This is a genomic window from Kitasatospora xanthocidica, assembly GCF_014656195.1.
In the GTDB taxonomy this organism is placed as follows: Bacteria; Actinomycetota; Actinomycetes; order Streptomycetales; family Streptomycetaceae; genus Kitasatospora; species Kitasatospora xanthocidica.
Genome location: NZ_BNBY01000001.1, coordinates 736,406 through 761,319 on the forward strand (window position 1 = coordinate 736,406; position 24,914 = coordinate 761,319).

Below are 24,914 nucleotides of genomic sequence, written 5' to 3' on the forward strand. Positions count from 1 at the left end.
GGAAGTCGGGGGAGACGGGGGAGGCGAGGGGGAGGCGTCAAGGGGTGCCGGGCGGCGTCTGGGTGCGGGCCCGGGCGGCCGACCGGCCACTGGCGGTCCCGGCCTGGAACATCGCCATGAACGCCTGCGCGTCCTGGGCCGAGCGGTACGGCGGGACGGGCTGCGGCGGGGGAGCGGCGTGCTGGGCGGGGCGGTCGGCGCGGTCGCGCCGGTGGCTGCGGCGGGGCAGCGGCGGCGGGGTGGTGCCGCTGACCGGGGCCGGGCCGGGTGGCGGGGTCTCCACCAGGGGGTGACCGGCGGGGGAGACCGGCCGGGGATCGGGGGTGAACGCCCGGTCGTCGGGCCCGAGGCCGGGGACGGTGGGCGGCAGCGGCTCGGTGAGCAGCGCGTTCGGCAGCAGGACGACCACGCGCACACCGCCGTACGGTGAGGGCGCCGAGCTGAGGGTGACCCGGAAGCCGTACTGCTCGGCGAGCCGGCCGACGGCGGCCAGGCCCAGCTGCGGGACCTCGCCCAGCCGGGAGACCTCCAGGCTGCTGCCGCCGGCGAGTGCGGAGGCGGCCTTGGCGACGGCCTGCTCGGGCATGCCGACGCCGCCGTCGTCGATCTCGATGACGGCGCCGTTGTGCACCGGCATCAGGGTGACGAAGACCTGGGTGCTGGGCGGGGAGTAGCGGGTGGCGTTGTCCAGCAGTTCGGCGATCGCGTGGATCAGCGCCTCGGCGGCGGCGCCGACCACCGCGGTCTCGATCCGGCTGCGGACGACCACCCGCTGGAACGGCAGGATGCGCGACTGGGCGCCGCGGACGACGTCCTCCAGGGTGACCGGCTCCGGCCAGTGCCTCCCGGCCCGCGCGCCGCACAGCACGGCCAGGGTCTGGGCCAGCCGGGCCTGTTGGGCCGCCGCGTGGTCGGCCTTGAGCAGGCCTTCCAGCAGCGCCGGGTCGTCGTGGGTGCGTTCCATCTCGTCCAGCAGCGCCTGCTGGTCGTGGGCCATCACCAGGATCCGGCGGGCGACGCTGAGGAAGGCCCGCTGGGTGGAGGCGGTGAGCTCCTGTTCCTGCTGGACGGCGGCGAGTTCGGCGCCGCGGCGGCTCTGTTCGTGCAGGATCCGCTCGCCCGCGAGGTGCAGCTCGCGCTGGAGGCCGTCGGCCCGGCGGCGTTGGGTGACGGACACGGCGCGGTACCGCGCGGCGGCCACGAGGGCGAGGACGGCGAGTACGCCGGTTGCCGTTACGGACCACTGAGTCATCGTCACGCCGCGAATTCTAGGGTGATGATCCTACGAAGGTGTGAACGGATCTCGCCAGGTGACCGGATCTCGTCAATATCCAGTCAATCCGGCCTCAATCCGGACTCGTTCGCCCTCGATCACCGCACCTGGCAGGGGTTCGGATCGCCGTCGCCCGGCCGGTGGTTCCAGGGTTCGGGCACACCTGATGGCCGGATCCCACCTCGACATGTGTGAGACGTGTGCGCAAGGTGTTACGGAAGTGGCGACATCCGGTGCAGGAGCAGCAGCGCCACGTCGTCCGGCCGCGACCGCCGCTCGGTCACGTTCAGGGTCAGCAGGTCCGCCAGCCGCTCCAGCGCGGGCGCCGGCCCGATCTGCCCCGGCCCGGTCTGCCGGGCCCACAGCTCCAGCCCGCCGAGCATCCGCTGCACCGACTCGTCGTAGTCCTCCTCGCGGTCCTCGACCAGCCCGTCGGTGTAGGCCAGCAGCGTCTCGTCGACCGCCAGCCGGTCCACCGCCAGCGGGTACGGCTGCTCCGGGTCCACGCCCAGCGGCGGCCCGCCCGGCAGGTCCAGCTCCACCGCCCGGGCGCCCGCCGTGATCCGCACCGGCGCCGGGTGCCCCGCCCGGGCCGCCGTCAGCACGCCCTCGGCCGGGTCCAGGGTCAGGTAGAGGCAGGTCGCGAACAGCTCGGTGTCCAGCTCGGCCAGCAGCCGGCTGGTGCGGGTCAGCGTCGCGGCCGGGTCGTGCCCGTCCGTCGCGTACGCCCGCAGCCCGCTGCGCAGCTGGCCCATCACCGCGGTCGCCTCGGCGTTGTGGCCCTGGACGTCACCGATCACCAGCCCGATCCGGCCGTCCGGCAGCCGCAGCAGGTCGTACCAGTCACCGCCGATCTGCATGCCCTCGGTGCTCGGCAGGTAGCGGGCCGCGCTCGCGATCCCCGGCAGCCGCGGCAGGGTGCGCGGCAGCATCGCCCGCTGCAGCTCCGTCGCCCGGTGGTGGTGGGTGTCGTACAGCCGGGCCCGCTCCAGGGACTGCGCCAGGATCCCGGCGAACGCCGAGTACAGGGTGCGGTCCTCACGGCTGAACGCCCGCTCGGCCGTGAAGGTGATCAGGCAGGAGCCGACCTGCTGCCCGGAGGCGACCAGCGGCAGCACCGCCCAGGCCGCCGGGGCGAGCGGATCGCGCCGGGCCCGGGCGGCGGACGGCTCGCTGAACAGCGGGGCCGAACGCGTCAGCGACCGCTGCATCACGTCCTCGGACAGGTCCGCCAGCCGGGTGAGCTCGGTGCGGCGCGGCCCCCCGTACACGGTGTGCGAGACGGGCAGCAGCCGGCCCTCCTCCACCAGGTCCAGGACGATGCCGGCCGCGCCGAGGGCCGGGCGGACGACATCGGTGACCGCGGTCGTGACGTCCCGGACGGTCACCGCCCGCGACAGCGCCCGGGTGAGCGCCAGCAGCAGCGCCGTCCGGGCGGTGGCGGGCGTACGACCCCCGTCCCCCGGCGGGCTCCCCGCACCGTCCGGCCGCCGCGCCCGGTGGCCGGCGTCCGCGAGCAGCCCCGCGATCCGCACCGGCCGCCCGTGCACGTCCAGCATCACCTCGCCGGACTCCTCCACCCGCGCGACCCCGCCGCCGTGGCGCAGCACCCGGTAGCCGATCCGGTAGCGCCCGCCGGCGGCCAGCGCCTCGGCCAGCGCCGCCTGCACGTCCGGCAGGTCCTCGGGGTGGACCAGCCGGTCCAGCTCGGGGGCGGCGCCGTCCGGGGCGACCGGCCGCCCGGCCACCCGGAACGCCTCGGCGTCCCAGTAGCTCTCCCCGGTGACCAGGTCCCGCTCGAAGGCCCCGTGCCCGGCGGCCCGCACCGCGAGCGAGAGCAGCGGGTGCGCCAGCCCGGCGGGCCGGCCGTCCACGCCCTCCGACGCCGGGCCACCGGCCGTCCGGACGCCGTACGGCGACCGGGCGTCCCGCGGCAGCCGGGCGTCCGCGTGGTCCAGCAGGTGGGCGAGCCGGTGCGCGCAGGCGTCGGCGACCGTCTCCAGGACGTCCAGGTCCCGCCGCGGCACGGTCCCCCGGTGGGCCAGCGCCAGCGCGAGCACCCCCACCGGCCGCCCGTCCACGACCATCGGCAGGGTGATCACGGCGACCATCCCGGTGCCCATGCCGGCGTTCCGGTTCGGGTAGTCGAGGCTGGTGTGCTCCGGGCTCAGCAGGTACGGGCGGCGCAGCCGCAGCGCCATCGCGGCGGGCAGCTCACCGGCCGGATCGACCACGCCGTAGCGCTCGTGCGCCCAGTCCGGCAGCCCGTGCGAGGCGGTCAGCCGGAGCATCCCGGCGGAATCCAGCAGGTAGAGCGCCGAACCCTCGCCGGTGATCCAGCTCGGCCCCTCGGCCAGGACGGTGCCCAGCAGCTCGGCGGCGCTGGTGCAGCCGAGCAGCAGGCGCACGCAGCGCATCGCACCGCGGGTGGTCGGACTGCTGAGCGGTGTCCGGCTCTGGTCCGGTGTCCGGTCGTGGTCCGGTGTCCGGTTCTCGTCCTCGGAGGGGGGCACTGATTCTTAATACCCCATTTCCCCGGACGGTGACTGCGGACCGAACCGCCCCACCGGCACCACCGTCACCCCCGGCCGCACCCCGCGGCGGGGCCGGCTCCCGCTGCCGGGCCCGTCAGACGGGCCAGCTGCGGAGGCCGGTGGTGAGGGTGGTGATGAGGCGGTCCTGGGTGGTGGTGAGGTCCTCGGCGAGCTGGAAGGCGCCGGCGGTGGTGAGGGAGGCGAAGCCGTGCGCGAGGGAGCGGACCAGGCGGGCGGCGTGGACGGCCTCGGAGCCGTCGAGTCCGTACTCCCGCAGGACGGCGATGATCACGCCGACGAGCCGGGTGGCGGCCCGGGCCAGGTCGTCGTCGGGCTGCGGGGCCTGGGGGAGGGCGTTGTAGCGGTGCGGGCGTTCGGTGGCGTACGCGTGGTAGCCGCGCAGCACGGCGGCGACGGCGTCGTCCCCGCTGCGGCCGACCGCGGCGTCCGCGAGGCGGTCGGCGAGCTCCTCGGTGACCCGGACGGCGATGAGCCGCCGCAGTTCGGCGAGGCCGCCGCTGACGTGCTTGTAGAGGGAGGGGGTGGCGACTCCGGCCCGGGCGGCGACGGCGGCCAGGGTGAGGGCTTCGGCGCCCTGTTCGTCGATGAGGGCGAGGGCGTGGTCGACGACCTGGTCGGGGGTCAGTCCTACGCGGGGCATGGTTCGGTCTCCGTACGGAAGCGGGCGGGGCCGGGCGCGCGGCGCGGGGCCGGGCGGCGGTCAGGCGAGTTCGGCGAGGAAGGGCAGCAGGGCGTCCGCGGTGGCCTGCGGGTTGTCGGCCATCGGGTAGTGCCCGGACCCTTCGATCATCGCCTTCCGCGCGCCCAGTGCCGCGACCTGCCGGTCGGCGACGAGTTCGGGCTTCGGGAAGTCGGGGTCCTTGCTGCCCATGACGACGAGCGCCGGGCAGCGGACGGCGGCGGTCCAGCCGGCGGGCGAGGAGTCCCCGGTGGCGTAGCCGCGGGTGGCGGTCTTGCGGCCGGGGGTGCGCAGGGCGGCGACGAGCCCGTTCACGTACGCGTCGAAGTCGGCGGGCTTGGCGCCGGGGAAGGCCATCCGGCGCAGGTAGAAGCCCCAGAAGGCGGGCCAGTGGACGAGTGCCACGCCCATCAGGCCGAGCACGCCGCGCATCAGGGCGCCGGGCGGCGGGTTCTCGACGAAGGCGTCGATGAGGACGATCCCGGCGACCCGGTCGGGTGCGTCCCCGGCGACCTTGACGACGGTGGCGCCGGTGTACGAGTTCCCGGCGAGGACGGCGCGCCGGATGCCGAGGTGGTCGAGCAGGGCGAGGACGTCGTCGGCGAGGGCGGCGGGGCCGTAGTCGTCCCAGGCGATGGAGGACTCGCCGAAGCCGCGCAGGTCCATGGTGATGACGCGGTGGCCGGCGGCGACGAGCAGCGGGCGCAGGTGCCGGTACGCGGTGCGGCTGTCGAGCATTCCGGGGAGCAGGACGACGGGGGTGCCGTCGCCGGCGACGTCCTCGCCCTGCCGGGTGTCGTCGTAGGCGATGCGGCCGCCGGGGACGGTCAGGTACTGGGTGTCCGGGGTGCTGGTGGCGTTCATGGTGGGCCTCCTCGGTCCGCCGCTGCGGGGTCTCGGCGGTGCTGCCGATAGCCATAAAGCTAAGGCTAATAGCCTTAGCCGTCAAGGGCCCGGGCGGAGACGGGGTGGAAGCGGGGAGGGGGTTCAGGTGCCCTCGACCCGGAACGGGTCGTGCTCGGCGAGCAGCTTCTCCAGCCGGGCCTGGTCGACCCGGCTGACGATCTCGTTCGACTCGTGCCGGTCCCGGATCACCTTCGCCAGGGTGAACGCGGAGGTGACGGTGTAGAGGAGGCCGATCCCGAGGAACGCCCGGGTCCACCCGCCGACCGGCAGGTAGGCGATCCCGACGGCGAGGGAGACGCCCGACAGGGCGAAGGAGAGGACGGCCTGGATGTAGTAGGCGGCCGTCGTGCGGTTCTGCATCGGTGCGCTCATGGCGTCAGGATGCGGCCGCCGGGTCGGGCCGCACATGAGTAGGAGTACTCAGATGGGGTGCTCGGATGAGGGGTCGTTCGTTGACGTCCGATCACCTGCTCCGGGGTGGTCGAGGACGGATGGCTTGGAATCGGAGCGTCCTAGGATTAACGTTTGATAACGCAGCGCGGTCGTCAACGCCGTACCCAGACGGCACCGTGCGCCGTCGCCTAATCCCGCCGGCCGGCCTCCGGGCAGGTCAGGGAGCCGGGGAACCACGTTCCTTGGGGTGAATCGGCGGGGCTCCGGCCCGGCCGTAGGAGACCTTCCTGCTCCGAACCCGTCAGCTAACCCGGTAGGCGCGAAGGAAGGAAAGGAGCGCGCCTCCGTGGCGTCGACGCACACCCCGGCACACCCGGCCGGCCCCGCAGCCGGTACCCGGCTCCTCGACCACCCCGGTGCGGACGGGCTTGAGGCCTTCGGCCCCGAGGCCGACACCAACCGCCACCGGATGCCGCGTCAGACGCGCGGAGCCTCCCCGCTGCTCGGCGTCACCGCCGTCGCCGCCACCCTGGGCGCCACCGGTTTCGCCTCGGCCACCCCGGCCGCCGCCCCCGCCATCGAGGCCCCGGACGACGCTCCGGTCGCCCTCGCCGCCGACCCCGGCCTCGCGCTCGCCGCCCGCATCCAGCAGCAGGCCGACAGCCAGCGCACCGCCGCCGAGGAGGGCGCCCGGGTGCAGGCCGCGCAGGAGGCCGAGGCCAAGGCCGCCGCCAAGGAGGCGGAGGCCAAGCGCGCCGCCGAGGAGGCCGAGGCCAAGCGCGCCGCCGCGCTCACCCTCCCGGTGCAGGACTACCGGCTCTCCGCCCACTACGGCCAGAGCGCCCGCTACTGGGCCAACCTGCACACCGGCCTGGACTTCGCCGCCGACACCGGCACCCCGGTGCTCGCGCTCGGCCAGGGCACCATCACCTCGGCCGGCTGGTCCGGCTCGTACGGCTACCGGATCGTCGAGACCCTGCCCGACGGCACCGAGATCTGGTACTGCCACCTCTCCTCGATCATCAAGGGCTCCGGCAAGGTCACCTCCGGCCAGCAGATCGGCAAGGTCGGGGCGACCGGCAACGTCACCGGCCCGCACCTGCACCTGGAGGTCCGCCCCGGCGGCGGCGCCCCGGTCGACCCGGAGCCCTGGCTCCAGCAGCGCGGCCTCAACCCGTAACGGACACCCGAGAACCCGTAACGGACACCCGAAGAGCCCCCGGCCACCGCGAGCCAGTCGATGCGGCGGCCGGGGGCTCTTCGCGGTCGTCCTCAGCCCTCCGCGGGCGGTTCCGTCCCGTCGTCCTCCGCGGCCGGCGCCGTCCCGTCGTCCTCCGCGGGCAGCTGCGCCAGGTACGCCTCGATCTCCTCCGGGCCCGGCTCCGGCGCCAGCCCCGGGAACTCCTCGACCAGCAGCCGCGGCAGCCCCGGCACCGTCCACTCGCCGAACAGGTCGAGCGCCGCGTCGACCGCCGCCTCCTCGAACTGCCCGAAGTCCCCGGCCAGTTCGTCCGGCATCGGCCGCCCGAGCGCGGTCAGCTCGGCCAGGTTGCGGTAGCTGCGCCGCATCAGCCCCTGCTCCAGCAGCCGGCGCGCGCCGTCCGTGGCCATGCCGACCGACAGCACCCGGCCGGGGCCCCAGCCCAGCTCGTCGGGCTCGTCCAGCCAGCCGGCCGGTGCCAGCGCCTCGAAGGCGGCCAGCCGGTCCTCCTCGGCGAGTCCGGCGAAGCCGGCCAGCCAGTCCCGCACCGCCGCCGCGTCCGCGACGTCCACCCCGTGCGCGTGCAGCAGCACCGCGTAAAGCCGGGGCCAGGTGATCAGGTCGGCGCGGCGCAGCAGCCCGGCCGCGAGCTCGCCCTGCCACTCGGCCTCCGCGTGCAGCCGCTCCTGGCGCTTGGCGTTGAGCCGGCGGGCCGCCCGCTGGTGGTCGACCAGCAGCCGGACGGCGTCGCCGTACGCGAGCGGGTCCTCTTCGGGCGCGGGTTGGACGTACAGGTGGAGCCGTTCGTACAGCAGGTGCTCCACCGCGCCGGAGGTCAGTTCGGGCCAGCCGTCGTGCATCCTGCCCTCGCCCAGCTCCAGCAGCGCCAGCACCGCGCGCAGCGGCTCCTGGGCCACCGGCGTGCGGCCCTGCTCGGCCGCCCAGGCGAGCAGGTCGGCGGCCCTGGTGCGCGGGGCGAGCCGCAGGTCTTCGTCGTTCATGGTCCGAACGGTAGTCGCCAGGGGCCGGTAGGGTCGGCAGCCATGGTCCCCGTACGACTCACCGGCCCCCGGCTGGCCATGCGCGAGTACCACCACACCGAGGGCGACGTGGACGCGCTGCACGCGCTGTTCGGCGACCCGGAGGTCACCCGCTACCTGCCGTTCGGGCCGCGCGACCGCGAGTCCTGCGCCGACCAGATCGAGCTCTACCTGGAGCAGGCGATGGCCGAGGAGCGGGACACCTACCGGCTCGCCGTGACCAGGCTCGACGACGCGCGGGACCCGCAGGACGCGCCGCCGATCGGGCTCGCCTCGCTCACCCTCGGCACGCACCGAGCCGCCGACCTCGGCTACGTCCTCGCCCGCGACCACTGGGGCCACGGCTACGCGGGCGAGATCACCGCCCTGCTCTGCGACTTCGCCTTCCGCACCCTGGACCTGCACCGGCTGGCGGCCCGGGTCGACGTGGACAACGCCGCCTCCGCCAGGGTGCTGGCCAAGCTGGGGTTCCGGCTGGAGGGGCGGGCGCGGCACGACCAGTTCAAGGACGGCGTCTGGTCCGACTCGTACCACTACGCGCTGCTCGCCGACGAGTGGCCGGGCCCGGACGGCCGGTGGCACGGGAACGGGCACGGGGACGGCGGCCGAGGGCGGGAGCCGGGGAGCGGGGGTTAACCCCACCCCCGATCCGCCAGGCCTCCGGATCCCCCGCAACCTGCGGTTCGACCAGACTGGACGTCGTCAGGGAACGCGCACGACAGTCGGAACGAAGGGCCGGGGGCCGGGACATGAGCAGCAGCCGAAGCACGCTGGACCAGGAGTGGGACGTCCTGGGCGGTCACGGCGACGACCCGCACCGCGACCGGGCGCACCGCACCGAGCAGCCGCCGGCCTTCTGGCGGGCACCGTTCTCCGCGCACTACTACCGCGAGATCGGCTACGTGCTCAGCGGCCTGCCGGTGGCGATCGCCGGCTTCACCGTGGCGATCACCCTGTTCTGCCTGGGCCTCGGCACCTTCGTCACCGTCCTGGGCCTGCCCGTGCTGGCCGGCCTGACCACCGCCGGCCGCGGCTTCGGCCGGCTGGAGCGGGCCCGGGCGCGCGGCATGCTGGCCCTGGACGTCCCCGGCCCGAAGCCGGTGCGCCAGGTCCGTCCGGGCAGCTGGGGCGCGATCACCGCGCGGCTGGCGGACGGGGCGGGCTGGAAGGCCGCGCTGCACCAGGTGGTGATGTTCCCCTGGGCGATCTTCAGCTTCACCATGACGCTGGTGTTCCTGGTGCTCGGCTGGGCGATGGTGTTCTACCCGGCCTACCACTGGGTCTTCCCGACCTACACCGACTGGCACGGGTACCGGGTGTTCGACTACACCGACAGCCACCACGTCCGGCACGTCTACGACATCGAGGGCGCGTGGCAGATCGCCGGGTTCTCGCTGCTCGGGGTGGTGCTGGTGTTCGTCAGCGCGCAGCTGGTCCGGGGCCTGACCAACGTCAACCGGGCCGCCGCCCAGGGCCTGCTCGGCCGCTGAACCGACCCCACCGGCCCGACCGACTCCGCCGGTCCCACCGGCACTCCCATCGGCCCCGTCCGCGCTCCGAGTGCGGACGGGGCCGACCCGTGTTCGGATGACCGGGTGGCCGCCACCGGCATTCCCCCCGATCCCCCGGACGTCCTGGTCACCTCCCGTCCGCTGGACGAGTACTGCGCCCTGTTCGACCTCACCCGGGCCCGGCTCGCCGCCCTGCCCGGACCGCTGCTGGACTGCCCCGGCGGCGCGGCCGGCCTGGCCGCCGAGGCGCGGGAGCTGGGCTGCCGGGTGGTCGCCGCCGACCCGGCGTACGCGCTGCCGTTGCCGGTGGTCGCGGACCGCGCCCGGGCCGCCCGGGCGGCGATGGCCGCCGCGATGGCCGCCCGCCCGCACCTCTACCCCGCCCCCCGCGTCGACCGGCCCGACCGGCCCGGGCGCTACCTGCGCAGCTGGGACCGCGCCCGCGAGCTGTTCGCCGCCGACTCGGCCGCGCACCCGCAGCGGTACGTGGCGGCGGCGCTGCCCCGGCTGCCCTTCGCGGACGGCGCCTTCGCCCTCACCCTGAGCGGCTACCTGCTCTTCGCCTACCCAGAACTCTTCGGCCCGGAGCACCAGTTGGCCGCCCTGGCCGAGCTGGTCCGGGTCACCGCCCCGGACGGGGAGGTCCGCGTCCAGCCGCTGTGCGACGGCTGGGGGCGCCGCTGCGACCACCTCGACCGGCTGCGGTACGCGCTCGGCGAGCGCCGGATAGCCAGCGAGGTCCACCGCTTCCACCGGGCCGGGGACGGCCGCACCCGCCGGGTCCTGGTACTGCGGGCCGCCGACCGCCGCCGACGGGCGGAGGCTCATTTTATGTAATGGTCAGTATCGGGTTTCACTCCTATACTCACCGCATGACCGAGACGACGATCCGGCGTGCCGAAGCGGCCGACGCCGACCGGCTCACCGAGCTGATCCAGGCCTCCGGCGCCTACCGCGGCGCGTACTCCGCGATGATCGACGGCTACCGGGTGAGACCCGACTACCTCGCGCGGCACGAGGTCCGGATGGCCGTGGCCGAGGCCGACGACCGTCTGCTCGGCTTCTACGCGCTGATCCGCGAACCGGCCGAGCTGGACCTGATGTTCGTCGCCGACGATGCCCAGGGGCTGGGCATCGGACGGCGGTTGATCGACGACATGCTCGACCGCGCCCGGGCGGCCGGGATCGCCTCGGTCAAGGTCGTGTCGCACCCGCCCGCCGAGCGCTTCTACCTGCGGGTGGGCGCCGAACGCACCGGAACCCGGCCACCGCAGCCCAAGACCCCCTGGGAGCAGCCCGAACTGCGCTTCACCGTCTAGGAGTCACCGTCGGCCGTGGACGGAGTGCTCGCGGCCGGTGCGGCCGGTGCGGCCGGAGAGCCAGCCGCGGCGGACTGCGCCGGCACGAAGGCCGTCACCTGCAGCCGGGACAGGATCTTCTCGGCCAGCCAGGCGCGGTCCGACCCGTACGGGATGCCGCGCGGATCGACCAGCTGGGTCGCCACCGCGTCCCGCAGCCGCTGCGCCCCGGCGGCCGGCAGCCGGGAGAGCAGCCCCCGGGCGGCCAGCAGCGCGTGGTACTGCTCGAAGCCCGAGCGCGGCTGCGTGATCGCGTCCAGCACGCTGTCCAGGTCCGCCAGCGACGGGTCGCCCTGCATCAGCGCGAGCGCCTGGATCCGCCGGCCCTCGGAGCCGTCCGCGAAGAGGTCCCGCACCTGGTCGGCGGTCAGTGCCGAGCGCCGCGCGGTCGAGCGGACCTCGGCCACCACGCCCTCCGGCCCGGCCGGGGAGCCCGAGGCGGGCGGCAGCTGCCCGGCCAGCGCGGCGGGGTGCTCGGCGCTGCCGCCCAGCAGGCCGAGTTGCTGCATGGCGCGGACCCGCAGGTCGTCGGCGCCCACCTTGTCGCCGTGCCGGTCGCGGTCCTGCCCGGCGAGGAACAGGTCCAGGGCCCGGTCGGCGTCGTTCAGCGCCCGGGGCAGCGCGAGCCTGGTCACCAGCCAGCCGGCCAGGAAGCCGAGGACCAGGAAGTAGAGGACCAGGGCCGCCGCGAACGGCACCGCCGCGTCGCCCCCGCCGAGCACGGGCGCGAGCGCCGCCCCGAGGTCGTGCAGCCGTGTGCCGAGTGAGCCGAGCTGGGTGAGCCCGACGCCCAGCAGCACCTTGGTGAGCCAGTCCGAGACCTGCTCCAGGTTGGTGTTGGGCGCGTACGAGCCCTGCGGCTCGTCCGAGCCGCCGCGCACCCGGGGCACCCCGAACAGGAAGCCCAGGCCGCCGCCGAGCACCGTCGAGGCCCCGGCCACCACCAGGCCGCCGCCGAGCGCCTGCCAGGTCTCGTCCCGGCCGAGCGCGAACAGCAGCAGTCCGGTCAGTCCCGTCCCGGCCAGTACGCCGGTGGCACCCCACTGCGCCGTCCGCAGCGTCGAACCGCCGCCCGGCCGCCGCGCCTTCGCCATCGCCTACCCCCTGTGCCCGCGCCGCTCCGCTCCGGAACCCGCGCCGACTCTAGCGCCGCGGCCCCGCCTCGGAAACGTTCCGGGCCCGCCCCGGCTACGACACGGGGGCGCCCGTCACAGGAACAGCCCGTCACACGAGCGGCCCGTCACACGAGCGGCCCGTCACGCGAGCGGCCCGTCCCGGAAAACGCAGACGGCCCGCGGGCTGCTCCTCCGCGCCGGCCCGTGCACTGGCCAGGCGCCGAGGCACCGGGGATGATCCGGTGAGCCCGCGGGCCGGGTGACTGCTGTGGATTTCGCCTGCCGGAGGCCAAGGGCCTCACCCTGCGCAGGCAGGGGCGCTCTAGCGAGCAGCCACCTCACACATCCTGATGGAACTCAACTCAGGATCACCTCCTTTCAGTGTGCTGCCACTGTAGGCAGCCCACCGGAGGGAGGGCAACGGATTATTCGCGGCCCCCGTCGGAGGCCGGCGGAGCCGCTCAGGCGGTCTTGAACTGGTCCTTGAACTTGGTGAAGTCGATGACGTTGTCGGCCGAGGGGGCCTGGATGGTCAGCGGCTTGTCGAAGTCGGAGAAGTCGATCTGGCCGTCGCTGCCCTTGGCGCCGGCGTGCTCGATCCGGACCGGGTAGGGCTTGCCCTCGGTGGCGACGTGGATGGTCGACACCTCGCCCTTGGAGTCGGTGGCCTTGAGGCTGAAGGTCTTCACACCGTTGACGTTGCCGGCGGAGCCCTTCTCGACCTTGCCGTCCTTGCCGTCGTCCTCGGTGATCTTCTTGCTGAACTCGGCCAGGTTGCAGACGCTGGAGAGGGACTTCATCTCCGGGTCGCTGTCGAAGCCGGTCAGGTAGCGGCCCTTGAACAGCTCGGCCGCCTTGGCGCCGTTCGGGCCGCCGAGGTTGGTCCAGAAGTCCTTGTCCGGCTTGACGTACGAGGTCTTGCCGTCGCTGATGATCTCGAACTTGCCCATGCCGGGCATCGCCATCGTGCCGGTGCACTGGCTCTTGTTGTCCAGGGCCAGGTTGATCTCCATCTTGCCGTCCTCGTCGGCCATGTTGCCGCTGATCTTGAGGGCGGTGGCGCCGGCCAGGGCGTCCTTGGCCTGCTTCTCGATGTCCTGCGCGCTCAGCTTGTCGGTGTCGAGCTTCTGCGGCGCGGCGGCCTTGGTGGCGCCGCCCTTGGCGTCGCTCTTGTTGTCACCGCAAGCGGCGGTGCCGGCTGCCAGGAGGAGGCAGATCGCGGCGGTGCTGACCAGGCGCTTCGAGAGCATGTGGTGCTTCCTGTCCCGGGGGAGGCCACGGGCCGCCCCCACATGGATGAATTTTTCCTCAGGAAGTATCGGTCAGGCTTCGGACACCGGATCTCCCGATCGGCCGCCGTTACAGCTTCGTGGCAGGACCGTGCTCTCCGCGTTCCCGGAAATGCGAAAGGCCCGGAGGACGAATCCTCCGGGCCTTTCGGCTACTGAGTAGCGGGGACAGGATTTGAACCTGCGACCTCTGGGTTATGAGCCCAGCGAGCTACCGAGCTGCTCCACCCCGCGTCGGTGAACACAACAATACGTGGAAGTCGCCGAGATGGGAAATCGGTTCTCCAGGGGCCCCTGCCGGGCTGCCCTGCCGAGCGCTTTTCCGAGCGTTTCAGGCCGCCCCGGCGGAGTGCCCGGCGGCGCCCCGGCCGCCCCGGACCCGGTGCCGGGCCGAACGGGCTCTCGCCCAGGCCGCGAAGCAGACCAGCGCGACGAAGCAGGGCACCATCAGCACCCCGTACACCACCAGGAAGCCGTCCGTGCCGAGGTCGGCGGCGGCGTTCCAGGTGCCGTGCAGCACCATCGCCAGCAGCAGTCCGGCCGGTGCGGCCAGCCGGGCCAGCCAGCGCCGCCCGGTGGTCAGGGTGACGGCCAGGCCGATGCCGGTGAGCGCGGTGAACAGCGGGTGGGCGAAGGGCGAGAGCAGGGCGCGCAGCACGAAGGTCTGCACGGTGCTGTCGAAGTCGCGCAGGCTGGGCGGGTCGCCGAGGCCGATGCTGTCCAGCCGCTGCCGCTGGTCGCTGGTGAAGGCCCGGCCCAGGTAGAGGGCGTTCTCGGTGAAGGCGAAGCCGCACGCGGTCATCCCGCCCAGCACCACCCCGGCGGCCAGGGTGCGCGGCCGGGAGCGGCGGTGCGGCCCGCCGCCGGACGGCGGGGCCGGGCAGAGGTAGGGCAGCGGCCGCAGGTAGGGGCGCAGCCGCAGCCGGCCCCGGGCGTGCGGCCCGACCGGGCGGCGCTGGTACGGGCGGGGGCGCCGGGGCGCGGGCGCCCGGTGCAGCAGCGGCGCGCAGGGGCGCCCGGTGCGGCGGCCGTGGCAGCGCAGCCGTTGGCCGAACGGCAGCAGCAGCACCAGCAGGGCGGTGGCTTTGGCGAGTTCCTCGATCGCCGGGGTGGCGATCCCGGTGCCCAGCAGGCCGCCGAACGGGCCCCGGTGCCTGGTCAGGTAACTGGTCGTCCAGTTGTTGGCGACGATGGCGATGCTGGTGGCCGCGCAGGCGCCCCAGGTGAGGCAGAACAGGGTGTGCCGCAGCGGCACCCGGGCGGTGAGGTTGAGCCAGGCCAGGGCGCCGAGCACGAACGGCAGCGGCACCATCGCCAGGCCCAGGCCGACCAGCAGCCCGGCGGTGCCGGTCTGCCGCTGGACCAGGTGCAGGATCAGCGTCCCGCAGCCGATCAGGGTCAGGACGACGGTCGCGGTGACCGAGGAGAGCGCCATCGAGCGGCCCCGGCCCCGGCCCGGCGGGGCACCTGCTGGCACCGGGACGGCGGGGGAGCCGGTGGCGGACGGCCGTGACGGACCGCCCGGCCGGGGCAGCAGGCGGTGGATCCGGCGCTTCCGGGGCCCCGGGATGGTCCGGGTGTCGCCGGTGCGCGGGACCGTCTCCGGTGCGTCGGCGGCGGCCTGAGGAACCGTCCGAACAGTCGTCCGAGCGGTCGGCCGGGGCCCGCCGCCGGACGGGCTGCCCATGCGGCACAGGGTAGGCCACAGCGGCCGTCCACCGGGAGGACTCGGGACGAACCGGCCGTTCGGGGCGCACCGGGACGGTCACCGCGCGGCCGCCGTTCGAACGGCGGCCGGTGGGTCAGCGGCGGCGGAACAGCAGGTCGTGGACGACGTGGCCCTTGGCGATCCCGGCCCGTTCGAACTTGGTCACCGGCCGCCAGTCCGGTCGCGGGGCGTAACCGGGGACGCTGCCGTCCGGGTGGTCCGCGGGCTCCAGCCAGCCGGTCCCGTCACCCTCGGGGTGCAGGTTCTCCAGCTCCGGAGCGGCGGACAGCACCTCCAGCATCTGCTCCGCGTACGGCTCCCAGTCGGTGGCGCAGTGCACCAGCGCGCCGGGGGCGAGCCGGGGCAGCACCAGGTCGAGGAAGGAGGACTGGACCAGCCGGCGCTTGTGGTGCTTGGGCTTGGGCCACGGGTCGGCGAAGTAGACCCGCAGTCCGGCCAGCGAGGCGTCCGGCAGCATGTCGCGCAGCAGGATGATCGCGTCACCGGCCGCCGTCCGGACGTTGCCGGAGCCGTCCCGCTCCAGCAGGCCGAGCAGGTTGCCGTGGCCCGGGGTGTGCACGTCGGCGGCGAGGATGCCCATGGCCGGGTCGGCGGCGGCCATCGCGGCGGTGGTCTCGCCCATGCCGAAGCCGATCTCCAGGGTCACCGGCAGCCCGTCGAACAGCTCCCCGAGGTCGAGCGGGGTGCCGTCGATGGGGATCCCGTACGTCTCCCAGCTCCGGTCCAGCGCGCTCGCCTGGGCGTTGGTCATCCGGCCCCGGCGCGGCTGGAAGCTGCGGATCCGGCGCTCCCGGTGCTGGGCCTCGGTGGCCTTGTGCGGGTACATCGGCGCGGGGTAGGCGGCCGGCGCGGCGGACAGCCGGGCGGACGGCGAAGGCTGGGGGATCGGGGCGGTGGCAGTCACAATCACCCGAGTCTACGGGGCCGCGCGGGGCGCCTGCGGGGGTGTGTGACGGGGCTCATCCAGGGCCCCGCGGGCGCGACCGGCCGCGTCCGTCGCCCCACCCGCGCCGCGTCCGTCGCCCCACCCGCGTCGCGTCCTGGGCGGCCGGTCACCCGCCCGCCTCCAGCGCGGCCAGGGCCCGGCGGGCCACCTCCCGGCCGATCGGCAACGAGGCCGTCGCGGCGGGGGAGGGGGCGTTCAGCACGTGCACCGCGCGGCGCGGGGAGCGCGGGTCCTCCGGGTCGAAGCCGGCGAAGGCGAAGTCGTCCAGCAGCGAGCCGTCCCGGGCCACCGCCTGGGCCCGCACCCCGGCGGTGGCCGGCACCAGGTCCTCGGCGGAGACGGCGGGCAGCAGTCGCCGTACGGCCGTGGTGAACGCCCGCTTGGAGAGCGAGCGGTGCAGCTCGCCCAGCTCGTACCGCCAGTGCCGGCGGGCGATCCGCCAGGTGCCGGGGAAGGCCAGCGTCCCGGCCAGGTCGCGCGGGCGCACGGTGCGCCAGTCGTACCCCTCGCGGGCCAGCGCGGGCACCGCGTTCGGGCCGACGTGGACGTCGCCGTGGATGCCCCGGGTGAGGTGCACGCCGAGGAAGGGGAAGGCCGGGTCGGGCACCGGGTAGACCAGGCCGCGCACCAAGTCCCGTCGCTTCTCGGTCAGTTCGTAGTACTCGCCGCGGAACGGCACGATCCGCACCCCGGTCTCGTCCCCGGCCAGCCGGGCGATCCGGTCGCTGTGCAGCCCGGCGCAGTTCACCAGCACCCGGCAGCGCAGCTCGCCGGCGGCGGTGCCCACCGTCACCCCGTCCCGGCGCCGTGCCACCGTCCGTACCTCGCTGCCGGTCCGCAGCTCGGCGCCGGCCTCCCGGGCCAGCCGGGCGTAGGTCGCGGCGACGGCGGGGAAGTCGCAGATGCCGGTGGTGCCGACGTGCAGGCCGGCCAGACCGGTCACCTCCGGCTCGTACTCGGCGATCCCGGCCCGGTTCAGCTCGGTCACCGGGATGCCGTTCGCCCGCCCCCGCTCCGCCAGCGCCGCCAGCCGGGGCAGCTCGGCCGCGCCGGTGGCCACGATCAGCTTGCCGGTCACCTCGTACGGGACGCCGTGCTCGCGGCAGAACTCCACCAGCTCGGCGGCGCCCGCGACGGCGTACCGGGCCTTGTACGAACCGGGGCGGTAGTAGACGCCGCTGTGGATCACCCCGCTGTTGCGCCCGGTCTGGTGCGCCGCGAAGCCGGCCTCCTTCTCCAGCAGCGCGACCCGCACCCCGGGCCGGGCCCGGGTCAGCGCGTACGCCGTGGCCAGCCCGACGATCCCGCCGCCCACCACCAGCACGTCGAACTCGTCCGCCACCGCCCGCTCCTCGCCTCGCCCGGCCGTGCCCGTCCTCGCTCCCGCCGATGCTGCCACGGCCTCCCGGCCGGGTCGAGAGTGCGTGCCGCCGGCCCCGGAACGGCGGAACGGCCGGGAAGGGACCACCCCCGTGGACCCCTTCCCGACCGCTCGCCCGCCCCCGGAGCTCCCTACTCCTCCCAGGGCCAGCGGGCGTCCGCCCCGGCCTCCAGGAGGGGGACGAGGCGGAAGGCCGCGTCGCTCAGGCCGCCGAAGGTGTGGCGGTGGGCACCGCCGCTGGGGCCGTGCGCCGGGGCGTAGCCGGCCAGGTTCCAGGTGTAGACCGGGACCTGGGCCGGGACGGTGGCGAGCGGGTCGCCGCCCCAGCGGTTCGGGCCGGTCTGCTCGTCGGTGACGATCACCACCCGGTCGTGGCCGCGGTAGTGGGTGCGGACCGCGTCGGCGGTGTTGGTGCCGCCGAGGCTGGAGTAGCGCTCCAGCACCCGCAGCACCGACTCGCCCCGGCCGACCTCGATCACCCGGCTGGTGGTGCCGAACTCGACCAGGTCCGCCCGGGCGGCGCGGACCTTCAGCGCGGTGCCGAAGATCGCCGCCGAGTCGGCCCGGTTGAGCTCGGTCGGGCCGCCGGCGCGGTCGAACATCGAGCCGGAGCGGTCCACCAGGATCAGCGTGCGCCCGGGCAGTTCCGGCACGTTGGCCAGCGAGTGGCCGAGCGCGGTCTCCAGGGCGTGGCCCCAGCGCAGCGAGGGCGCGTGCCGGTACGCGGACAGGTAGCGGAACGGGAACTGGCGCGAGCGCCGTACCTCGACCGGGTCGGAGATCCGCCGGGCCACCTCGGCCGCGACCCGGTCGCCGACCCCGGCCCGGTCGAAGTTGCGGAGGTTGCGCACCAGCGCCATCGGCCCCATCGACGGGATGACCGCCTCCCAGACCGGCGCGTCCAGCGGGCCCTGCAGCCAGCCGGCCAGCGCCTCCCAGGTCAGCCCGGCGGCGGCCAGCCGCTCGGCGCCGCCCTCGGCGGTCACGGCCGCCCGGCGGTCCTCGACGGGCAGCGCGAGCAGCTCGCGGTTGGCGGTCAGCAGCCGGTCCGCCGCGGGCGGGACGGCCTCCTCCGGCCGGTGCCGGCGGTCCAGCGCGTACGCGAACAGCGCGCCCTGCCACGGCTTGTCCGGGTCCGGCGAGGGGTGCGTCAGCTCGATCACGTCGCCGAAGCGGTAGCCCTTGCTCGCGGTGTCGTACTTGAGCAGCGAGCGGGCGTCGTAGAGGCGGCGGACGGCATCGGCGACACCCCGCTTGAGCGGCTTGGGCAGCGCCCGGCCGTAGCGCGAGGTCCAGTAGGCGAGGAGCTCGCCGGGCTCGTCGGCGCGCCGCAGCACCGCCGCGACGGCCTGCCGGGAGTGGCCGTGGACCCCCGCGTCCAGCCGGGCGCGGGTGAACTCGGCGGCGCCGACCAGGGCCGCGGTGCGCATCTGGGCGTCGTGGCGCAGCCAGCGCAGCAGACCGAGGGTCCACTCGGGCTCGGTGACGGCGAGTCCGCGCACCAGCGCGGTGTAGCGGTCGTCGCGGTCGCCGCCGCGCTCGTAGAAGGTGTCCTTGCCGACCATGTTGGCCACGGCGAGCAGGAACAGCTCGGACTTGGCGTCCCGGACGTGGCCGACGCCACCGTTGTGGTTGCGGGTGAGCTGCCCGGTCGTGGTCACCGGCGAACTCGGACCCGTCTTGGCCTTGCGGACGTTGAACCTGGACATGCGACAGCCCCCCTCGGCCTGTTGGTGTCAGTGGGAGGGAGGCGTGCCGCGGTGAGGGGTGCCCGAGATCGTGCCGGCCGTGGGACGGCCGACGTCGGCGGAGGTATATGCCTTGTGCTCTACCGGATTGAGCTACCGGCCGCACTCGCGTGCGTCCGTCCGGGATTTGAACCCGGAACCCCAAGATCCGAAGTAACCCCCGCCTGCGCACCGGGCACTCCGAAGCGCACTGCCTCCCGAGATCATGCCGGCGGCGGTGTTTCGCGGGCTCGAACCGCTACGCCGGAGAACCGGCGTCTACCAGAAGTAACCGCTGCCGTCGCACCGGGAGGTGCGGAAAAACTATTCAGGTATGGGTGTCCAGAGGTCGAAGGCGGCTGAGGTGACGAAGCTGCTCTGGCCACTGAGCTACACCGGTCCGAAACCGGTGACGGGATTCGAACCCGCGACCTGCCCATTGGAAGTGGAAGTAACCTCTGCCTGCGCACCTGGACGAGAGAGACCATAGCCAGGCCGCTCTCGCGGGTGCACCTCATTTACCGTCAGGCCGCGTCGGCCCCGCCGCTCACGCCGGGGCGACGATCACCGCCCGGGCCCGTTCGGCCAGTTCCCGGACCCGGCGCTCGCCCTGGAAGGGCTCCAGGCGCCGCAGCATCTCGACCACGTACTCCCGGCTGCGCTGCGAGGAGATCCGGCCGGCCACCTCGACGGCGCGTTCGCCGGCGGCGACCGCGGCGTCCAGGTTGCCCGCCTCCGCCTCGGCCATCGCCGAGACCACCAGCCGCAGGCCGTGCGAGCGGACGAAGCCCTCGGTGGGCTTGGCGAGCGCCTCGCGGGTGAACTGCCGGACCTTGGAGGGCACTCCGAGGTCGCGGAAGCACTCGGCGGCGTCGGCGGCGAGCCGGTCGTAGGCGTAGAAGTCGATCCACGCCGGATCGGGGTCCCCGGCGCGCGCTCGTTCGAGTGCGCTCTCCGCCGCGCCGAGCGCCGTCGCGCACGCCGCCGCGTTGCGGGCCTTGGCCTGGGCCCGGGCCTCCACGAGGTGGAAGAAGCTCATGGTGCGGGCGGTGGCCAGGCCCCGGTTGCGCTCCAGGGCGGCCTGCGCGAGGTCGACCGCCTCCTCGGCGAAGCCCCGGTAGCCGGCCTGCAGGCTCATCGACGCCAGCACGTAGCCGCCGAGCGGCACGTCGGCGGCGGCCCGGGCGAGCCGCAGGGCCTGGATGTAGTACCGCTGGGCGGCCTCGTGCTGCCCGGTGTCGAAGGCCATCCACCCGGCCAGACGGGTCAGTTCGGCCGTCGCGCCGAACAGCGCCCGGCCGACGGCGTCGCTGTACGAGGCCAGCAGCAGCGGCGCCGCCTCGACCCGAAGGCACTCCGGCACCATCGACGAACGCCAGTCCCCGCCACCGTACTTGGAGTCCCAGCGGCGGGCCTCCTGGGCGGCCTCGCGGAGCTTGGCGGCGTCCGAGTGGCCGACCCGGTAGGAGGACGTGTCGGTGGGGGAGAGCGGCACCTCGCGGGCCACCGAGCCGTCCGCCGGGGCGATCAGCCAGCGGGAGACCGGCGTCGCGTAGGCGGCGACCGAGAAGGTGCCGGCCAGGCTGTCGCTCCACCGGCCGCCACCGGGGCCGCGGCGCAGGTCGAGGTCGACCCGCCACAGGTCGGTGGCGGAGCGGACGGCCTCGGAGACGTCGCGCGGGAAGGCCAGGCCGAGTTCGGGCGCCGGGTCGGTGTCGCCCAGGCCGATCTCCTCCAGCGGGACGGGCCGGCCGAGCTTGCCGCCGATCGCGGTGGCGATCAGGTGCGGGACGGGCCCCTGCGGGACCATGCCCTTGCTGACCCAACGGGCCACCGAGGTCTTGTCGTACCGCAGGGTCAGCCCGCGTTGGGCGCCGAGGTCGTTGACCCGGCGGGCCAGTCCGGCGTTGCTGATCTGGGCGAGGGTCAGGAGCGTGCCGAGCCGTTCGTTCGGTCCGCGTGGGCTGACGGTCATGGTGGCGGCGGCACCTCCTGCGGCCTTGTGCGCGGGGCCCGGGCGGCACCGGGCCGTAGCTGCTGTACCTAGAGTAGTCGGACGCGTTCCGACGGTTAAGAGGTCGCATTCCGGATGGCGGGATCGCGCACTCGGCTGCGCCGCACCGGAGTTGGTCCGGACCGCTCGGATCCGGCCGATCATGCCGCGCGCCGGAGCGTCGTGCTCCGGTCCCGTGTTCACGTGCGCCCGGCCGTGCCCCCTGGCCCGACCGGCTGGTCGGCGATTCGCTGGTGGTCGTGGGTCGGCCCGCCGTCGAGGACCCGGCGGGCCGGGGGAAGCCGCCGCCTCAATCCCCGCGGGCGACGGTGAAGTCCGGGAGGGCATGCGGATGCCCTCCCGGGCTGGGCGACGCCTTTCGGCCATCTCGCGATGCCCATGCCAAAGGCGGCCCGCGGGCGGTCCGGGCCGGGGAGGGGAAGGCCCGGCCCGCCCGGTCCACCCCGCTCCCCGGCCCGGCCCGCCCGGCCTTGTCGGGCACCGGTCGGCACCGTCCGGCTCCGGCAGGTACTCGGGGGGTCGCCCACTCACTCGCGGGTCGCCCGCCGAAGCGGAACCCGCAACACCGGCCACAGCGGCGCCCAGCGGTGGCACGATGTCTCCTGACGGCGCGTCGAGCTGCGGGGGCACGTCCGGACGCGCGCGCGGGCCGCCACGGCACACCCCGCCTCGCCGCCCGCCCGGCGGCGAACGTGCCGCCCGGGTGCAGGTCCTCGTCCGGTGGAGGCGCGATGCGGTGGCTGACGGGCTGGTGCACGGGCGCCTCCAGGACGGGCGCGGGCGCGTCCAGGGCGGGCACCCCCGCCCACGAGCCGCCCGCCACCGTCGCACCGATCGCCGCCCGCGCCCTCTGGACCGGCCCCGACCCGCTCTGGGCCGTCGGCGACTGGCGCCCCGAGGAGATCCGCCTGGTCACCCTCCGTCCCGGCGCCCCCGCCGCGGTCAGCACCGGCCCCACCACGCCCGACCCGGTCGAGGACACCCCCGCCACCACCCGGCTCGCCGTCCTCGGCCACTGCGGGGCCACCGACGCCGAGCTCGCCGCCGGCCTCGCCGCCGCCCGCGGCGGCGCCGTCCGCCACCTGACCGCCTGGCCCGGCAGCTACACCGTCGTGCTGCGCTCCGGCACCCGCTCCACCCTGCTGCTCACCGACCTCGCCGGCGCCCTGCCCGTCTTCCACACCCCTTGGGGCGGCGGCACCGCGTACGCCACCGCGGCCCTCCCACTGGCCGACCTGGTCGGCGCCGCCCTGGACACCGGCCACCTCGCCGCCCGCCTCGCCTGCCCCGAGTCCCCCGAGGCGCTCGGCACCGGCACCCCGTACCTGGGCGTCCAGCAGGTCCCGCCCGGCCAGGTGCTCGGCATCCGCGGCGGCCGCCCCTACCTGTCCTCCTACGACGACCCGGCCGGCGCCGAACAGCCCCGCGACGAGGCGCCCGCCGTCCGCGAACTCACCCGCGCCCTGCTGGAGTCCGTCCGCTCCCGGGTCCGCACCACCACGCCGGCCCCCGGCCCCGCCGGGCGGGCCCGGCTCGGCGTCGACCTCTCGTACGGCACGGCCTCCGCCACCGTCGCCCTGCTCGCCGCCGCCGTACCGCTGCCGCCGGTGTCCGCGGCCGCCACCACCGCCCCCGGGGCCGCGGTCACCGGCACCGCCGGGGCCAGGAACGGCGCGGTCAAGGGCTCCTGGGCCCGCACGGCCGTCCAGGAGCCCGCCGCCCCCGAGCAACTGGCCGCCGTCACGCTCGGCGAGACCGAGCCCCCGGCCACCCTCGCGCTCACCCCCGACACCCCGCGGCTGCGGCACACCGTGCTCGACCCCGGCCCCGACACCCTCCCGTACGCCGGCCTGCGCACCGACCCGCAGGCCGGCCGGCTCACCGACGAGCCCGGGCCCGAACTCGTCGCCGCCGCCCGCGCCGAGGCCCGCTTCGACGCCGGCGGCACCGACCACCTCACCGGCTACGGCGCCCGCCAGGTCCTGGACGGCCACCCGGCGCGGCTCGCCGACCTCATCCGGGCCGGCCGCCCGCGCGAACTCCTGCCCCCGGTCGCCGCGCTGGCCGGGGCCGACCGGGCCGTCGCCGGGGTCCTGGCCGGCGCGCTGCGCACCCCGATCACCGTGGTCCGGGCCGCCCACCGGCTCTCCCGGGTCCGCTACGCCGAGGCGCTGGACGACGCCGCGGCCAAACTGACCGCCCGCCACGTCCCGGACGGCGGCGGAACGGCCGGCAGCCGCTCCGCCCTCGACCTCGCCTGGTGCGTGCCCGGCCCGGCCGCCCGCTGGCTCTCCGACGAGGCGCTCTCCTCGGTCGCCCTGCGGCTCCGCCTGGCGGCGCGCAAACCGGCGCCCGAGGAACACCCCGGCGCCCGCCGCGCCCGGCACGCCCTCTACCGCCAGGCGCGCTCCTTCCGCACGCTCGTCCACGCCGCCGAACTGCCCGGCCAACGGCTGCACGCGCCCTTCCTCGACAACCAGGTCGTCCGCGCCGCCCGGCTGCTCCCCGACGACGTCCGCCTCCAGCCCGGCGCCCGGCACGCCCTCCTGCACGCCGTCCTCACCGGCGCCGGCCGCACCGACCTGCCCCCCGACTGGGGCCGCGGCCCCCGCCCCGACCGCACCGCCCCCGCCCGTGCCGGCCTGCGCCTCGCTGCCGACGGCCTCGCCGAACTCTTCGACGCCCCCCTCCTCGCCGAAGCCGGCCTCATCGACCTCCCCACCCTCCGCGCCGACCTCGCCCACGCCTCCGACCCCGCTACCCCGCTCTCCCCCGCCGCCCTCGCCGGCCTCGCCGACCTCGTCTCCACCGAACTCTGGCTCCGCCGCATCCGCGCCCGCCGCCACGGCGCCTGCTGGACCGGCCTCCCCCACCGCCAACCCCCAGCCCTCACCCCCTGACCCACCCATCCGCCGGGCGCGCTCCGGCCTCGGCCTCCCCCCGGCCCGGCGCCTGCTGGACCGGCCCGCCCCACCGTCAACCCCGGGCCCTCACCCCCTGACCGCCCGTCCGCCGGCCCACGCCCGCCGCCGCGCTGCCAGGGCCACCACCCCCGGCCCTCACCCCTGGCCCACCAGCACCCGGCTCGACCCGCCCGTCCGCCGGGCGCCCTCCGGCCTCGGCCTCCCCCCTGCCCGGCGCGTCCTCTCGGCGCGGTTGCGGGGTCGGTGTCGTCCGGGCGGGCCATGATGGCGGGGGTGCGGGTCGGTGGTGAGGAGGGTGTGCGGTGGCCGGTGGGAGCGCGGGGCGGGAGGTGCCCGTGGTGCTGTCGGTGCTCGGGCGGCCGCCGACGGGGCGGCCGGCGGGGGTGCTGGCGGCGTGCGACGGGTCGGACGGGTCGTTGTGGGCGCTGGACCGGGCGATGACGGAGGCGGAGCTGTTCGGCCTGCCGCTGTACGTGCTGGCCGTGGTGAACCCGGCGCCGGCCGGCTATCCGCCGGGGATGGCGGAGCTGGTGCAGGAGAGCGTGGAGACGCTGGTCGAGAGCACGGCGGACGGGCTGCGCCGGTCGGTGACGGCCGTGCAGCGGCAGCGTCCGGTGCCGTACGCGGGTGAGCTGTCGTTGCACGTGGTGCTGGGCAATGTGATCGAGGTGCTGCTGGAGGCGGCGACCCGGCAGCACACGCTGGTGGTCGGCACCCGGGGCAACGGCGGGTTCGCCCGGTTGTTGCTGGGGTCGGTGAGTTCGGCGGTGGTGCACCACGCGGCCTGCCCGGTGCTGGTGGTGCCGGCGCCGGTGGCGGGCTGAACGGGCAGGTCAGAGGGTTGTCGGGAATGTACCGAGTTGGTTCATCGTT

20 protein-coding genes, 1 tRNA gene and 1 riboswitch are annotated in these 24,914 nt (G+C 75.3%); of the genes, 7 read left to right on the plus strand and 14 right to left on the minus strand.

Annotation, left to right across the window (positions count from 1 at the left end; all coding sequences use genetic code 11):
- Positions 1-37: 37 nt before the first annotated feature.
- The 5 genes from IE332_RS03280 to IE332_RS03300 form a co-directional block, all read right to left on the minus strand.
- The gene (locus IE332_RS03280) at positions 38-1,252 is read right to left on the minus strand and encodes an ATP-binding protein (protein ID WP_229928268.1); all 1,215 of its coding nucleotides are present in this window, start codon (positions 1,250-1,252) and stop codon (positions 38-40) included.
- Between the two features lie 233 nt (positions 1,253-1,485).
- Positions 1,486-3,786, minus strand: coding sequence for a SpoIIE family protein phosphatase (locus IE332_RS03285; protein WP_189913491.1), 2,301 nt, complete (start codon positions 3,784-3,786; stop codon positions 1,486-1,488).
- Between the two features lie 115 nt (positions 3,787-3,901).
- The gene (locus IE332_RS03290) at positions 3,902-4,468 is read right to left on the minus strand and encodes a TetR/AcrR family transcriptional regulator (protein WP_189913492.1); all 567 of its coding nucleotides are present in this window, start codon (positions 4,466-4,468) and stop codon (positions 3,902-3,904) included.
- Between the two features lie 60 nt (positions 4,469-4,528).
- Positions 4,529-5,371: an alpha/beta fold hydrolase gene (locus IE332_RS03295; RefSeq protein WP_189913493.1), complete on the minus strand. Its 843-nt coding sequence runs from the start codon at positions 5,369-5,371 to the stop codon at positions 4,529-4,531.
- A gap of 123 nt (positions 5,372-5,494) precedes the next feature.
- On the minus strand, positions 5,495-5,785 hold the full coding sequence (locus IE332_RS03300) for a YiaA/YiaB family inner membrane protein (RefSeq protein ID WP_189913494.1): 291 nt from the start codon (positions 5,783-5,785) through the stop codon (positions 5,495-5,497).
- A gap of 196 nt (positions 5,786-5,981) precedes the next feature.
- A riboswitch (cyclic di-AMP (ydaO/yuaA leader) is annotated at positions 5,982-6,140 on the plus strand.
- Between the two features lie 12 nt (positions 6,141-6,152).
- Here IE332_RS03300 and IE332_RS03305 point away from each other — a divergent pair.
- A complete protein-coding gene (locus IE332_RS03305; protein ID WP_308437516.1) occupies positions 6,153-6,986 on the plus strand; it encodes a M23 family metallopeptidase in 834 nt (277 codons plus the stop codon).
- Positions 6,987-7,078: 92 nt separating this feature from the next.
- Here the strand turns inward: IE332_RS03305 and IE332_RS03310 are convergent, their stop codons facing one another.
- Complete coding sequence (locus IE332_RS03310) at positions 7,079-8,008, minus strand: hypothetical protein (protein ID WP_189913495.1); 930 nt, start codon at positions 8,006-8,008, stop codon at positions 7,079-7,081.
- Between the two features lie 42 nt (positions 8,009-8,050).
- Here IE332_RS03310 and IE332_RS03315 point away from each other — a divergent pair, with 42 nt between their 5' ends.
- The 4 genes from IE332_RS03315 to IE332_RS03330 all read left to right on the plus strand — a co-directional run bounded on the left by IE332_RS03315 (position 8,051) and on the right by IE332_RS03330 (position 10,877).
- Positions 8,051-8,683 carry a GNAT family N-acetyltransferase gene (locus IE332_RS03315; RefSeq protein WP_189913496.1) on the plus strand — a complete coding sequence of 211 codons (633 nt, stop codon included), beginning with the start codon at positions 8,051-8,053 and terminating at the stop codon, positions 8,681-8,683.
- Positions 8,684-8,796: 113 nt separating this feature from the next.
- Positions 8,797-9,537, plus strand: a complete 741-nt coding sequence (locus IE332_RS03320; RefSeq protein ID WP_189913497.1) for a sensor domain-containing protein — start codon at positions 8,797-8,799, stop codon at positions 9,535-9,537.
- 105 nt (positions 9,538-9,642) lie between these two features.
- Positions 9,643-10,395, plus strand: coding sequence for a class I SAM-dependent methyltransferase (locus IE332_RS03325; protein WP_189913498.1), 753 nt, complete (start codon positions 9,643-9,645; stop codon positions 10,393-10,395).
- Between the two features lie 35 nt (positions 10,396-10,430).
- On the plus strand, positions 10,431-10,877 hold the full coding sequence (locus IE332_RS03330; protein ID WP_189913499.1) for a GNAT family N-acetyltransferase: 447 nt from the start codon (positions 10,431-10,433) through the stop codon (positions 10,875-10,877).
- On the opposite strand, the gene IE332_RS03335 is transcribed toward IE332_RS03330, so the two are convergent.
- The 8 genes from IE332_RS03335 to IE332_RS03370 all read right to left on the minus strand — a co-directional run bounded on the left by IE332_RS03335 (position 10,874) and on the right by IE332_RS03370 (position 21,078).
- Positions 10,874-12,010, minus strand: coding sequence for a hypothetical protein (locus IE332_RS03335; protein ID WP_189913500.1), 1,137 nt, complete (start codon positions 12,008-12,010; stop codon positions 10,874-10,876). The two genes, IE332_RS03330 and IE332_RS03335, sit on opposite strands and share 4 nt — an antisense overlap.
- A 482-nt stretch (positions 12,011-12,492) precedes the next feature.
- On the minus strand, positions 12,493-13,281 hold the full coding sequence (locus tag IE332_RS03340; protein ID WP_189913501.1) for a hypothetical protein: 789 nt from the start codon (positions 13,279-13,281) through the stop codon (positions 12,493-12,495).
- A gap of 199 nt (positions 13,282-13,480) precedes the next feature.
- Positions 13,481-13,554, minus strand: a tRNA-Met gene (locus IE332_RS03345).
- 97 nt (positions 13,555-13,651) lie between these two features.
- Positions 13,652-15,007, minus strand: coding sequence for a PrsW family intramembrane metalloprotease (locus IE332_RS03350; protein WP_189913502.1), 1,356 nt, complete (start codon positions 15,005-15,007; stop codon positions 13,652-13,654).
- 115 nt (positions 15,008-15,122) lie between these two features.
- Positions 15,123-15,953 (minus strand): tRNA (guanosine(46)-N7)-methyltransferase TrmB, encoded by an 831-nt coding sequence (gene trmB / locus IE332_RS03355; protein ID WP_229928244.1) that lies wholly within the window; start codon positions 15,951-15,953, stop codon positions 15,123-15,125.
- Positions 15,954-16,101: 148 nt separating this feature from the next.
- Entirely contained in the window at positions 16,102-17,337 is a 1,236-nt protein-coding gene (gene lhgD / locus IE332_RS03360; protein WP_189913503.1) for an L-2-hydroxyglutarate dehydrogenase, read from the minus strand.
- Positions 17,338-17,507: 170 nt separating this feature from the next.
- Entirely contained in the window at positions 17,508-19,085 is a 1,578-nt protein-coding gene (locus tag IE332_RS03365; protein ID WP_189913504.1) for a TROVE domain-containing protein, read from the minus strand.
- A 565-nt stretch (positions 19,086-19,650) separates the two neighbouring features.
- Positions 19,651-21,078 (minus strand): NsdA family TPR-like regulatory protein, encoded by a 1,428-nt coding sequence (locus tag IE332_RS03370; RefSeq protein ID WP_189913505.1) that lies wholly within the window; start codon positions 21,076-21,078, stop codon positions 19,651-19,653.
- Between the two features lie 770 nt (positions 21,079-21,848).
- Between IE332_RS03370 and IE332_RS41750 the strand changes: the two genes are divergently transcribed.
- Both IE332_RS41750 and IE332_RS03380 read left to right on the plus strand, forming a co-directional pair.
- Positions 21,849-24,017 (plus strand): asparagine synthase-related protein, encoded by a 2,169-nt coding sequence (locus tag IE332_RS41750; protein ID WP_268256518.1) that lies wholly within the window; start codon positions 21,849-21,851, stop codon positions 24,015-24,017.
- A 326-nt stretch (positions 24,018-24,343) separates the two neighbouring features.
- On the plus strand, positions 24,344-24,865 hold the full coding sequence (locus IE332_RS03380; protein ID WP_189913506.1) for a universal stress protein: 522 nt from the start codon (positions 24,344-24,346) through the stop codon (positions 24,863-24,865).
- Positions 24,866-24,914: the final 49 nt, after the last annotated feature.